Origin of the sequence: Kurthia sp. 11kri321, from assembly GCF_001534765.1 — a bacterium.
In the GTDB taxonomy this organism is placed as follows: domain Bacteria; phylum Bacillota; class Bacilli; order Bacillales_A; family Planococcaceae; genus Kurthia; species Kurthia gibsonii.
Window position 1 is genome coordinate 888448 of the sequence record NZ_CP013217.1, and the last position, 12356, is coordinate 900803.

General features: G+C 38.0%; 12 protein-coding genes. 11 read left to right on the forward strand and 1 reads right to left on the reverse strand.

Translation table 11 applies throughout. From position 1 onward, the window contains the following. Window positions 1–19 precede the first annotated feature (19 nt). Window positions 20–952 (reverse strand): ribonuclease HIII, encoded by a 933-nt coding sequence (gene rnhC, locus ASO14_RS04575; protein ID WP_068452041.1) that lies wholly within the window; start codon window positions 950–952, stop codon window positions 20–22. An 88-nt stretch (window positions 953–1040) separates the two neighbouring features. On the opposite strand from rnhC, the gene zapA reads away from it, so the two are divergent. From zapA to trxA, 11 genes are all read left to right on the forward strand, one after another. Further along, window positions 1041–1313, forward strand: coding sequence for a cell division protein ZapA (gene zapA, locus ASO14_RS04580; RefSeq protein ID WP_068452044.1), 273 nt, complete (start codon window positions 1041–1043; stop codon window positions 1311–1313). After that, window positions 1306–1845: a CvpA family protein gene (locus ASO14_RS04585; protein WP_068452046.1), complete on the forward strand. Its 540-nt coding sequence runs from the start codon at window positions 1306–1308 to the stop codon at window positions 1843–1845. Before zapA ends, ASO14_RS04585 begins: the two co-directional genes overlap by 8 nt. An 80-nt stretch (window positions 1846–1925) precedes the next feature. Then, on the forward strand, window positions 1926–3632 hold the full coding sequence (gene polX / locus ASO14_RS04590) for a DNA polymerase/3'-5' exonuclease PolX (RefSeq protein WP_068452048.1): 1707 nt from the start codon (window positions 1926–1928) through the stop codon (window positions 3630–3632). Between the two features lie 13 nt (window positions 3633–3645). Further along, window positions 3646–6009, forward strand: a complete 2364-nt coding sequence (locus ASO14_RS04595) for an endonuclease MutS2 (protein WP_068452051.1) — start codon at window positions 3646–3648, stop codon at window positions 6007–6009. A 24-nt stretch (window positions 6010–6033) separates the two neighbouring features. Continuing rightward, a complete protein-coding gene (locus ASO14_RS04600) occupies window positions 6034–6441 on the forward strand; it encodes a DUF350 domain-containing protein (protein ID WP_068452054.1) in 408 nt (135 codons plus the stop codon). A 311-nt stretch (window positions 6442–6752) separates the two neighbouring features. Then, on the forward strand, window positions 6753–8459 hold the full coding sequence (locus ASO14_RS04605) for a long-chain-fatty-acid--CoA ligase (protein WP_068452057.1): 1707 nt from the start codon (window positions 6753–6755) through the stop codon (window positions 8457–8459). A 96-nt stretch (window positions 8460–8555) separates the two neighbouring features. After that, the gene (locus ASO14_RS04610; protein WP_068452060.1) at window positions 8556–9137 is read left to right on the forward strand and encodes a fatty acid metabolism transcriptional regulator FadR; all 582 of its coding nucleotides are present in this window, start codon (window positions 8556–8558) and stop codon (window positions 9135–9137) included. A 69-nt stretch (window positions 9138–9206) separates the two neighbouring features. Beyond that, window positions 9207–9971 (forward strand): enoyl-CoA hydratase, encoded by a 765-nt coding sequence (locus tag ASO14_RS04615; RefSeq protein ID WP_068452063.1) that lies wholly within the window; start codon window positions 9207–9209, stop codon window positions 9969–9971. Window positions 9972–9993: 22 nt separating this feature from the next. Beyond that, complete coding sequence (locus ASO14_RS04620) at window positions 9994–10767, forward strand: electron transfer flavoprotein subunit beta/FixA family protein (protein WP_068452066.1); 774 nt, start codon at window positions 9994–9996, stop codon at window positions 10765–10767. A 33-nt stretch (window positions 10768–10800) separates the two neighbouring features. Then, window positions 10801–11778, forward strand: coding sequence for an electron transfer flavoprotein subunit alpha/FixB family protein (locus tag ASO14_RS04625; protein ID WP_068452069.1), 978 nt, complete (start codon window positions 10801–10803; stop codon window positions 11776–11778). Between the two features lie 245 nt (window positions 11779–12023). After that, window positions 12024–12338, forward strand: coding sequence for a thioredoxin (trxA, locus tag ASO14_RS04630; protein ID WP_068452072.1), 315 nt, complete (start codon window positions 12024–12026; stop codon window positions 12336–12338). Window positions 12339–12356: the final 18 nt, after the last annotated feature.

Sequence of the window (12356 nt, forward strand, 5' to 3'; positions counted from 1 at the left end):
CTCCTTTTTGTTGTATTGATTAAATGAGACGTTTTTTAGAAGCGATTCGAGAAGCTTTCGTCGTGTTCGCAAAGTGCCATTTCGTCACTTCATAAAGTGCGTCCTCACCTTGCGTCAATAAAATTTGCGCAGCAACTTCATCGACCTTTGCACTAGCTCCTTTTGGTAAAGTCACACCGACTTCTTTTGATAGACGGTCCATCTCACGTAAAAAAGCATAGCGTGCAATAATCGAAGCGGCAGCTACAGAGAGATGAAGTTGTTCAGCCTTCGTAGCAAATAACACATTTTCGCGTACGATTTCCTTTTCGTTTTTCAAATGATTATAATACGTATTACGCTCAGCAAATTGGTCAATTAAGATGGCTTCAGGTTTTTCAGGTGCAATTTTAGCTAAGACTTTTTTGAGTGCCTGATTGTGAAGAACGGCTTTAATTTTCCCTTGAGACCAGCCCTTCGCTTGCACTTCATTATACTTTGGATTGTGTAAGATGAGTAGTGAGTACGTAAGTGTCTTAATCAAATCAGGTGCAATCTTTCGCATGAAGTCATCTGTTAGCATTTTTGAATCTTTCACGCCAAGTTCTTTTACCAGTTCAATTTGATGAGCAGGAACATAGACAGCTGCAACTGTAATCGGGCCAAAGTAATCACCCGTACCTGTTTCATCTGAACCGATGACAGACTTTGATGCAAAATCTTCAGGCAACGTATCGCCCTTCGATGACGTCACATTCTTTGATGGGTTTGGTATACCGAACTGTTGCGCTTCTTCTGCCGCACGTCCACCCTGGAACATAACTTTTCCAGAGCGATAAGACGTGATCGAGACTCCATTTGCTTTTGCTGCAAATACAACCCCAGGTGCATTACGCTCGACTTTATAGGGTGTGTAATGCGCGTGAACTTTCTGTTGTGCTTCTTTTGTTAGTTGAATGACAATATTAGACATATTTTTAACACCTTTCGTTGTATCATTATTCACAGAATGAATGATTTCATGGTATGATGAGAATGAGATTTTTAAGGGAGGGATACTGTTGGGAGATTGTCCGAAAAATCGCATTGCCATTGAAATATATGGTCAAACATACAATATGGTTGGACCAGAGTCAACTGCTCATATGCGTGCTGTCGCTGCCACAGTAGATGAGCGTATGCGAGAGATCAAACTTGCAAACCCTGTGCTTAGCAGTACCCAACTCGCTGTACTTACTGCTGCCAACGCAGTAAATGATTTAATGAAGCTGCAACAAAAATATGAAGCCTTAGAGGCGGAACTGAATAAACAAAAGGATGAAGTGAATGATTGACCTACTTATCATTATATTATTTATAGCAGCACTTGTATCCGGCTATAAAAAAGGGTTCATCACGCAGTTGTTGAACTTGGTCGGTCTACTAGTTGCGCTAATCGTGGCTTATATTTATTATAAGCCTTTTGCAGAGAAAATCGTACTATGGGTTCCATATCCAGCAGTTACGGAAAATACGGCACTGAAGTTTGCCAATGACGCACTTGATTTGAATTTAACATTCTATCAATTGCTTGCATTTGCTATTATTTTCTTTGTTATTAAAATTGTATTAAGCATCTTATTCTCAATTTTTGATTTCTTAAAGGATGTACCAGTACTCGGCGTATTCAATCGCTTCCTCGGTTCATTACTTGGTTTTGTACAATGCTATATTATGTTATTCATCATTTTATATGTGTTAGCATTACTACCAATCGATTCGATTCAAAAATATGTAGAAAGCTCAATTTTAACGAAAGTCATATTGGAATTTACACCGATTTTATCATCGATGTTCCAAAAGATGTGGTTCGTGTATTTACAGTAATTACATACCACCAACCTAATCAAAGAGAGCTGCTCCGTTTTTCGTGAGTAGCTCTTTTTTTCAGAAGGAGTTTGAAGAACATGAATAAAAAAGAAGTTATCAAAGTACTAGAAAAGATTGCTACCTATTTAGAGTTACAAGGCGCAAATGCCTTTCGAATTTCTGCCTATCGTAAAGCAGGTGCAGCACTTGAAAACGATCCGCGCAGTATGGAAGAAATAGATGACGTAACAGCTTTAAAAGGAATTGGTAAAGGAACGGCTTCCGTTATTACGGAATTGCTTGAAACTGGCGAGTCATCTGAGTTGAAGCAATTACAACAAGAAGTACCTGTAGGACTGCCACCTTTATTAAAAATCCCAGGACTCGGCGGTAAGAAAATTGCAAAATTATACGCTGAACTCGGCATTGATTCAGCTGAATCGTTAAAAGCAGCTTGTGAAGAAGGGCGTGTACAGCAACTTGCTGGTTTTGCTAAAAAGACCGAAGAAAAAATTCTCACTGAACTTGAAAAGTTGGGTAAGCGTTCAGAAAGTCATCCGCTTTGGCAATTAGAAACAATCGTGCCGAAGTTAGATGCGATTCTTGCTTCAATTGAAGAAATCGATACGTTCTCAGTGGCAGGTAGTTATCGACGAATCAAAGAATCGAGTAAAGATGTAGATTATATGATTGCGACAAATGAACCGACTGCTGTAAAAGAAGCTATTTTAGCGCAAGTAGAAGCAGCAGAAGTAATTGCAGCTGGCGATACAAAAATATCCGTTGTTTTAACAGGTGAAGATGCACCGAATGTCGATTTTCGCATTGTAGAACCTGAACAGTATGCAACAGCACTTCACCACTTTACAGGTTCTAAAGATCATAATGTGCGCATGCGCCAAATCGCAAAAGAACGCGGTGAAAAAATTAGTGAATATGGTGTGGAATTAGCAGATGGTACGATGCAAACTTTCCAAACCGAAACAGAATTTTTCGCACACTTTGATTTACCTTTCATTCCACCGACTTTACGTGAAGGAAAACGTGAGTTTGAAAGCTATACGGATATACCAAAGCTTGTTACAATAGAAGATGTTCGCGCAGATTTGCATATGCATACGACATGGTCAGACGGTGCGCATACAGTCGAAGAAATGGGACGAGCTTTAATCGAGAAGGGATATACGCATGGTGTGATTACCGACCACTCGCAATATTTAAAAGTAGCGAATGGTTTAACACCAGAACGACTGCTACAACAACAAGAAGAAATCTTCACTTTTAATAAACAAGTAGAAGGCTTTCACTTATTACGCGGTACAGAGATGGATATTTTACCAGATGGCACACTTGATTTTTCAGATGATGTACTGGCGAATTTAGATTTTGTTATTGCGTCGATTCATTCAAGTTTTAGTCAACCACAAGAACAAATTATGGAACGATTGCATACGGCGATGAAAAATCCACATGTTGACATGATTGCCCATCCAACAGGACGGGTTATTCATCAGCGTGATGGATATAATCCAGATATGGAACAATTGATTGCATGGGCAAAAGAATACGGTAAGATTTTAGAGCTGAATGCCAATCCGTATCGACTGGACTTATGTATCGAACATTTAGAAATGGCTGCAAAAGCAGGTGTGAAAGTTGCGATTAATACAGATGCACATGCTATTGAACAGTTACGTTATATGGAGATCGGTACAAAATATGCGCAAAAAGCATGGCTTCATAAAGATTTAATTGTGAATACATGGTCATTTGAGCGCTTTATGGAGTTTTTAACGAATAAATGAGGAGGTGTTTTGAATGATTGCAGAACGCGCATTGAAAACACTAGAATATGAAAAAATTATTGAACAGGTTGCTAATTACTGTACGAATTCAATTGGTAAATCAACGATTGAACAATTAAAACCAGAAACAACTTTAGAAGAAGTAAATCGTTTATTAGATGAAATGGACGAGGGACTTGCCATTTTACGTCTTCGCTCGAATGTACCACTTGGTGGCATTTTTGATATTCGTCCAAGCGCGAGACGTGCACAAATTGGCGGTGTACTTAGTCCATCAGAATTGATGGAGATCTCGTCAACTATTCGTGCTAGTCGTATTTTTAGAGAATTCATCGAAGAAATAATGATAGACGAAGACTTAGAGATTCCTTATTTTGAAGAGAAAAAGGAACAACTTCCGATTTTAACAGGACTACAACATGAGATTAATAGCTGTATTGATGATAATGCTCATGTGACAGATTCAGCGAGTTCAGCACTTCGTACAATTCGTCAGCAATTACGTATGCAAGAAGGACGTGTACGTGAACGTTTAGCGAGTTTAACGCGTGGCACGAATGCTGCAAAAATGTTATCAGATTCGATTATTACGATTCGTAATGACCGCTTTGTAATTCCTGTAAAAGCTGAATATCGTAGCCACTATGGTGGTGTTGTGCATGACCAATCTTCATCTGGTCAAACACTTTACATTGAACCTGATTCAGTCGTGCAAGCGAATAACGAAATTCATAGTTTAAAAGTGAAAGAAAAAGCAGAAATCGAGCGTATTTTAGGTGTACTATCAGGTATGGTACAAGAAGTGGCGCATGAATTATTCGTCATGGTACAAGTACTAGGTCAAATCGATGTCATTTTAGCAAAAGCTAAATATGGACAAGCGAATAAATGTTCAAAACCAACAATGAATGCAGACGGCTATATTAAATTAACTGCAGCGAGACACCCGCTACTTGATCGTGATATTGCAGTTGCCAATAATATTGAATTTGGTCGCGAATTTACAGCAATCGTGATTACAGGACCAAATACCGGTGGTAAGACGGTTACTTTAAAAACAGTCGGTCTATGTACATTGATGGCGCAATCAGGTATTCCAGTACCTGCATTAGATGGTTCAGAGTTAGCCGTATTTGATCAATTATTTGCAGACATTGGTGACGAGCAGTCAATCGAACAAAGTTTATCGACATTCTCAAGTCATATGGTAAACATCGTAGATATTCTACAAAAGTTTGATGAGAATTCACTTGTCCTATTTGATGAATTAGGTGCAGGAACAGATCCACAAGAAGGTGCCGCACTTGCTATTTCAATTTTAGATGAAGTACATGGACGTGGTGCGCGCGTTATGGCAACAACACATTATCCGGAATTAAAAGCTTATGGATTTAATCGTCCAGCTGTCGTTAATGCAAGTGTGGAGTTTGATGTCGAAACATTAAGTCCAACATATCGCTTATTAATCGGTGTACCTGGACGTTCAAATGCCTTTGAAATTTCGAAACGACTAGGTCTACCTGAACACATCATCGAAACATCACGTTCTTACACAGGAACAGAGACACATGAAGTTGAATCGATGATTGCTTCATTAGAAGAATCTCGTTTGAAATCTGAAAAAGATGCGGAAGAAAGTGCGCGACTATTAGAGGAAGCACGTATTTTACAAGCAGACTTAGATGCACGCTTAAAAGAATACGATGAGCTAAAAGAACAATTAGAAGCAAAAGCAAAAGAAAAGGCGAAGAAAATTGTAGAAGAAGCAAAACGTGAAGCAGAATCTGTAATTGATGAGTTACACAAAATGCAGATGAATGCACATAAAGTTGTAAAAGAACATGAAATTATTGAAGCGCGTAAACGTTTAGAAGATGCTGCACCAGCAGAAAATAAAGTGTTGAAAAAGCAACGTCAAATTCAAGAACGTGCACAGCAACTGCAAAAAGGTGATGAAGTCAAAGTAACAACTTATGGTCAAAAAGGTGTATTAATTGAAAAAGCATCGGATCATGAATGGGTTGTACAGATGGGTATTTTAAAAATGAAGCTAGATGAAGCAGATTTAGAATACATCAAGCCTGAAAAAGTAAAAGAGTCTGTTAACGTAACGAATGTACGTGGACGTGAAGCTGTGAAATTAGAGCTTGATTTACGTGGTGAGCGCTATGAAGATGCGCTATATCGTACAGAAAAATATATTGATGATGCCTTGTTATCGAACTATCATCGCGTATCCATCATTCATGGTAAAGGAACCGGAGCATTACGAAAAGGTGTACAAGATTTATTAAAACGTCATCCACGTGTAAAATCATATCATTTCGGTGAAGCGAGCGAGGGTGGGTTCGGTGTTACAATCGCCGAATTAAAATAGATAGAAGGACGGAGGTTTTCGTTCATGGATGCGTTTTGGCAACATCCTGCTGTTATTATGACAGGATATTATAGTGTGGTTGTCCTTTGTTTAATTGTGTCAATGGCTATTTTCGAAGCTGTTACACGCTATAAAAATTGGCAAGAGATTAAAAATGGTAATATGGCTGTTGCTTTTGCAACAGGAGGTAAAATCTTAGGGATTTGCAATATTTTTCGCTACTCGATTGAGAAGAATAATTCACTCCCAGAAATGCTTGGGTGGGGACTATTCGGCTTTATTCTCTTAATTATTGCTTATTTATTATATGAGTTTTTAACACCTTCATTTAAAATTGATGAAGAGATCGCAAAAGATAATCGTTCAGTTGGCTTTATTTCCTTTGCTATCTCCATCGGTTTATCTTTTGTCATCGGTGCGAGTATTTCTTAATGAAAATCAGTGTGATGTAAAAATCACGCTGGTTTTTTTATTTTTTCATAAATAACATAGCGTATTCGAGTGTAAAAAGAACATGAAAGACAATTATTTATAATGAAATAGAATTTTTCTGAACATTTTCTATGAATAGTCATTCATTTGTGTTAAAGTGTTGGTATATAGGAAAATGTGAAAACTTTGTATGTTTTGTTTCGTTTTTGTTGGAAAAATGCATTTTTTTCTTATTCATCATTTGAAAGCGTTCACAAACTTCTATATAATAAGAAGTAATATTTAACAAATTTTATAAGGAGTGGATTGAAATGACTGAGAAGGTTTGGTTGAAGCATTATCCAAATTATATTCGTGCAAATTTGGATTATGAAGAAATTCCGTTACAACAGTTTTTAACAAATGCCGCAAGGAACACCCCTGAAAAAATTGCTATTCACTTTATGGGAAAAGACATTAAGTACAAAGAGTTACATGAATCTGCACTAAAGTTTGCCCAATACTTACAACAATTAGGTATTGAAAAAGGAGACCGAATCGCGCTTATGCTCCCGAATACACCCCAAACGGTCATCTCTTATTACGGCGCACTTTATGCCGGTGCAACAGTTGTCATGACGAATCCGTTATACACAGAGCGAGAAATTGAGTATCAGCTAAAAGATTCAGGTGCAAAAGTAATTGTTAGCTTAGATATTTTATATCCACGTATTATGAAAGTATTTAAAAATACGGCACTTGAAAATGTCATTATTACAAGTATTAAAGATTACTTACCATTCCCTAAAAATTTGTTATATCCGTACGTGCAGAAAAAAGAACAAGGTGTGCAAGTCCACGTTGCCCATAGTGGAGTTAGCCATCAGTTTATGGAGATTTTAAAAACGTCACAAGCGATTGAACCAACGATTGATTTTAATTTTGAAGAAGATTTAGCATTGCTTCAGTACACAGGCGGTACGACAGGTTTTCCAAAAGGAGTTATGCTGACACATAAAAACCTCATTGCGAATACACGAATGTGTGCCGAATGGTTAACAGAACCGAATGCCCAAAGTGAACCTCCTGTTATTTTAGGAATTTTGCCAATTTTCCATGTATATGGTATGACAACCGTTCTACTGTATACAGTCATGCAAGGTGGCAAGATGGTGCTATTACCGAAGTTTAATGCAGAGATGATTTTAAAGACGATTCAAAAGCAGCGTCCGACATTATTCCCAGGCGCACCAACAATTTATATTGGCTTAATTAATCATCCGCAAATCAAAAAATATGATCTTTCTTCTATTAAAGCATGTATTAGTGGTTCGGCTCCGCTACCAGCAGAAGTACAAGAACAGTTTGAAGAATTGACAGGTGGTAAATTAGTCGAAGGTTATGGTTTAACAGAATCATCACCTGTTACACATGCTAATCTCTTATTCGAGAACATTCGTCAGAAAAATTCAATCGGTATTCCATGGCCAGATACAGATGCCATGATTGTTGATGGGTCAATCGAACGTCCAAGAGCGAACGGCGAAATCGGTGAACTCGTTGTAAAAGGTCCACAAGTTATGAAGGGATATTGGAATCGTCCAGAAGAAAATGCGATGACATTAGAAGATGGGTGGCTAAAAACAGGCGACCTTGGTTATATGGATGATGACGGTTTTTTCTATGTAGTAGACCGTAAAAAAGATGTGATTATTGCAGGTGGTTATAATATTTATCCGCGTGAAGTCGAGGAAGTATTGTATGAACATCCAGATGTAGTAGAGTGTGTAGCAGCCGGCGTTCCAGATCCATATCGAGGTGAGACGGTTAAAGCATATATCGTATTGCGTGAAGGTGCGACAACAACAGAAGCAGATTTGAATAAATTCTGCCGTGAGAACTTAGCTGCGTATAAAGTGCCGCGCATTTACGAATTTAGAGCAGAGCTACCAAAAACAGCAGTTGGTAAAATTTTACGTCGCGCTTTAATTGATGAAGAAAAAGAAAAACAGCAACAATCACGACAAGAACAGGCATAATGACAGAGAATGCTTGACATTATTTTCAATGAATAATATCATAACACTATGAATGAATAACCATTCATTATTGTTTGGAAAAGTGGTGTGATTTGTATGAAAAGAGAAAAACCGAAGTATAAGCAAATTATTGATGCCGCAGTTATTGTAATTGCAGATAATGGCTATCATCAAGCGCAAGTATCTAAAATTGCAAAACAAGCTGGTGTAGCAGATGGCACAATCTATTTATACTTTAAAAACAAAGAAGATATTTTAATCTCGGTGTTCCGAGAAAAGATGGCTGTATTTATTGAAAGCTTGCAAGAAGTTAATCAAGAAAATACGACAGCGGCTGAAAAGCTCGAATTTATGATTACGAACCATTTCCGCGTGTTGTCGAATGATAAATATTTAGCGCGTGTCACACAATTAGAATTACGACAATCGAATCGTGATATTCGCCTAAAAATCAACGCCGTATTAAAAGAATATCTTGAACAACTGGATACCATTTTAGAAGAAGGGGTAAAAGCTGGCGAGTTTGATGCCAATATGGATCTTCGCTTAGCACGACAATTGATTTTTGGAACAGTTGATGAAGTGACGACATCATGGGTTATGAAAGATCACAAATTCGACTTAACTGCACAAGCACCAAAAGTATATCAATTGTTATTAAATGGTATTAAAGGTTAAAATGAATATAGGTAAGTTTTTCCACTTACCTATATTTCTATAACAACATATACGAAAAGGGGTAAGAACATGGAATTTCTAAAGCTAAACAATGAAGACGGTGTCGCAATCGTTACAATCGTAAGACCACCAGCAAATGCAATGAGTCAACAACTTGTAAAAGAGATTGCAGAAGCACTTGATCAAATTGAGAAAAACCATTCAACGAGAGTTGTTGTAATCCATGGCGAGGGAAGATTCTTCTCAGCCGGCGCAGATATTAAGGAATTTCTATCCGTTCCAAATATCACAGCACATGTTTCTGAAGCACAATCTATTTTTGAACGTCTTGAAACGTTCGAAAAACCTGTCATCGCTTCGATTCATGGCGCAGCTTTAGGAGGCGGTTTAGAATTGGCGATGAGCTGTCATCTTCGCTATGTTTCTAAAACGGCAAAGCTTGGATTACCTGAGCTCTCATTGGGACTAATTCCTGGCTTCGGAGGAACACAGCGACTTCCGCGGTATGTTGGCTCAGCGAAAGCTGCTGAAATGATGTTTACAAGTGATCCAATCTTAGGAGAGGAAGCTGTAAACTGGGGCTTAGCCAATGCGGCATTTGAAGAAGAGGAACTGTTGGGTAAAACACTCGACATTGCGAAAAAGATCGCACTAAAAAGTCCAATCTCTTTGAAAGCTACAATAGATATGCTGAACTTCTCAAAAACAGATCGTTTTTACACTGGAATTGATGAAGAAGCACAAGCATTTGGTCGCGTATTTGCAACAGAGGATGCGAAAGAAGGAATCACAGCCTTTGTTGAGAAACGTCAAGCAGTATTTAAAGGAAAATAATACTATTTAGGAGGTTTACATTATGAACATCTATGTATTAGTGAAAAGAACTTTTGATACCGAGGAAAAAATCGTCATCTCAGGTGGCGCAATTCAAGAAGACGGCGCAGAATTCATCATCAACCCGTATGATGAGTATGCGATTGAAGAAGCGATTAAAGTGCGCGATAGCGAAGGTGGGACAGTAACAGTTATTACGGTTGGTAATGACGAATCTGAAAAACAACTTCGTACAGCATTAGCGATGGGTGCAGATCAAGCAGTACTCATCAACGCAGAAGAAGATGTAGAAGACTTAGATCAATTCTCTGTCGCAACAATCTTAGCAGCTCACTTAAAAGAGCAAGATGTTGATTTAATCTTCGCAGGAAATGTTGCAATTGACGGTGGCTCAGGTCAAATCGGACCACGTCTAGCAGAATTATTAGATATTAACTATGTAACAACAATTACAGGTTTTGAATTAAATGGACGTGACGTGAAAATTGTGCGTGATGTAGAAGGTGACTCAGAAGAGATTACAACATCTCTACCACTTCTTGTAACAGCACAACAAGGACTAAACGAACCACGCTACCCTTCATTACCAGGTATTATGAAGGCGAAAAAGAAACCTTTAGAAGAATTAGAATTAGATGATTTAGATTTAGATGAAGACGATGTAGAACCAAAAATCAAAACTGTAGAGGTATTCTTAGCACCAGAAAAACAAGCTGGTCGAGTTCTCGAAGGTGAGATTCGTGACCAAGCGAGAGAATTAATTTCGTTATTACGTTCAGAAGCAAAAGTCATTTAACAAACGATGAAAAATTGATTGGAGGAAGAACATATGTCTAAAAAAGTAGTTGTATTAGCAGAAGCACGTGAAGGCGCATTACGTAATGTTTCATTTGAAGCAATTAGCGCAGCGAAGAAAATTTCAGATGGTGGCGAAGTAGTAGTAGCGCTATTTGGTCAAGATGTTTCAGGTTTAGCCAATTCATTATTCGAGTACGGCGCAGATCGCGTTGTTTTAGTGGAACATCCACACTTGAATTTCTATACAGCAGATGGTTACAGTCAGGCACTACTTGCAGTTGTAGACCAAGAAAAGCCAGAAGCAATTGTGTTAGGTCATACAGCTCTTGGTAAAGACTTATCTCCAAAAGTGGCAAGTCGTTTACAAACAGGCTTGATTTCGGATGTAACGTCAATTGAAGGAGAAGGCGACGATGCGCAGTTCATTCGTCCAATTTACTCGGGTAAAGCTTTTGAAAAAGTGGAAGCAGCAAGCGAGCCGTTATTCGTAACGGTTCGTCCAAATAACATTGAACCACTTGAAGCAGAAGCAGGCAAAACAGGTACAGTCGATACATTATCAGTAGATATTACAAATTTACGTACAGTTGTTGAAAACGTAATTCGTAAAGCAACAGATGGTGTAGATTTATCAGAAGCAAAAGTCATCGTATCAGGTGGTCGTGGTGTGAAAAGCGAAGAAGGTTTTGCTCCTCTAAAAGAGTTAGCAAACTTACTTGGCGGTGCAGTTGGTGCATCACGTGGTGCATGTGACGCAGAATATTGCGATTACTCATTACAAATCGGTCAAACAGGTAAAGTTGTAACACCTGACTTATATATCGCAGTTGGTATTTCAGGTGCCATCCAACATTTAGCTGGTATGTCGAACTCGAAAATTATTGTAGCGATTAATAAAGATCCAGAAGCGAATATTTTCAAAGTAGCAGACTACGGTATTGTTGGTGACTTATTTGAAGTGATGCCGCTATTAATTGAAGAAGTAAAAGCATTAAAAGCGAGCGTATAATAAAAAGAACTGTTCCTTTGAATTTCAGAGGAACAGTTTTCTTTTGTCAAAAGTGAAGCAGAAAGATTGGCAAGTTAACTCTTTTTTTAATATAATAAAATAAAATCATGGATTTGAAATATAAAATACAAGATTTTTGTATGAAAATGAAGTAAGAGACGATTATGTAGGCATATTTATACGAATTCAAGTCGTTCCATGCTATAATTCAAACATATCGTTTATATAAGAGGAGGAAATAAATTATGGCAATTGTATATTCAACAGACGAATCATTCCAACAAGACGTAGCAGAAGGTGTAGTACTAGTAGACTTTTGGGCTACTTGGTGCGGACCTTGTAAAATGATTGCGCCAGTTCTTGAAGAACTAGATGCAGACTTAGATGGTAAAGCAACAATCGTAAAAGTGGACGTAGACCAAAACCAAGAGACAGCTGCTCAATTTGGCATCATGTCAATCCCAACACTACTTGTTTTCAAAGATGGTAAACCAGTAGATAAAACAGTTGGCTTCCACCCGAAAGAAGCTTTAGCAGATTTACTAGCTAAACACATGTAATCGTGAATTAAACTTGAA

Excerpts from the sequence above, each read along its gene's own strand:
- polX (WP_068452048.1), top strand. The coding sequence starts at position 1,926 with ATGAATAAAAAAGAAGTTATCAAAGTACTAGAAAAGATTGCTACCTAT.
- rnhC (WP_068452041.1), bottom strand. The coding sequence starts at position 952 with ATGTCTAATATTGTCATTCAACTAACAAAAGAAGCACAACAGAAAGTT.
- ASO14_RS04605 (WP_068452057.1), top strand. The coding sequence starts at position 6,753 with ATGACTGAGAAGGTTTGGTTGAAGCATTATCCAAATTATATTCGTGCA.
- ASO14_RS04585 (WP_068452046.1), top strand. The coding sequence starts at position 1,306 with ATGATTGACCTACTTATCATTATATTATTTATAGCAGCACTTGTATCC.
- ASO14_RS04625 (WP_068452069.1), top strand. The coding sequence starts at position 10,801 with ATGTCTAAAAAAGTAGTTGTATTAGCAGAAGCACGTGAAGGCGCATTA.
- ASO14_RS04610 (WP_068452060.1), top strand. The coding sequence starts at position 8,556 with ATGAAAAGAGAAAAACCGAAGTATAAGCAAATTATTGATGCCGCAGTT.
- ASO14_RS04615 (WP_068452063.1), top strand. The coding sequence starts at position 9,207 with ATGGAATTTCTAAAGCTAAACAATGAAGACGGTGTCGCAATCGTTACA.
- trxA (WP_068452072.1), top strand. The coding sequence starts at position 12,024 with ATGGCAATTGTATATTCAACAGACGAATCATTCCAACAAGACGTAGCA.
- ASO14_RS04620 (WP_068452066.1), top strand. The coding sequence starts at position 9,994 with ATGAACATCTATGTATTAGTGAAAAGAACTTTTGATACCGAGGAAAAA.
- ASO14_RS04600 (WP_068452054.1), top strand. The coding sequence starts at position 6,034 with ATGGATGCGTTTTGGCAACATCCTGCTGTTATTATGACAGGATATTAT.
- ASO14_RS04595 (WP_068452051.1), top strand. The coding sequence starts at position 3,646 with ATGATTGCAGAACGCGCATTGAAAACACTAGAATATGAAAAAATTATT.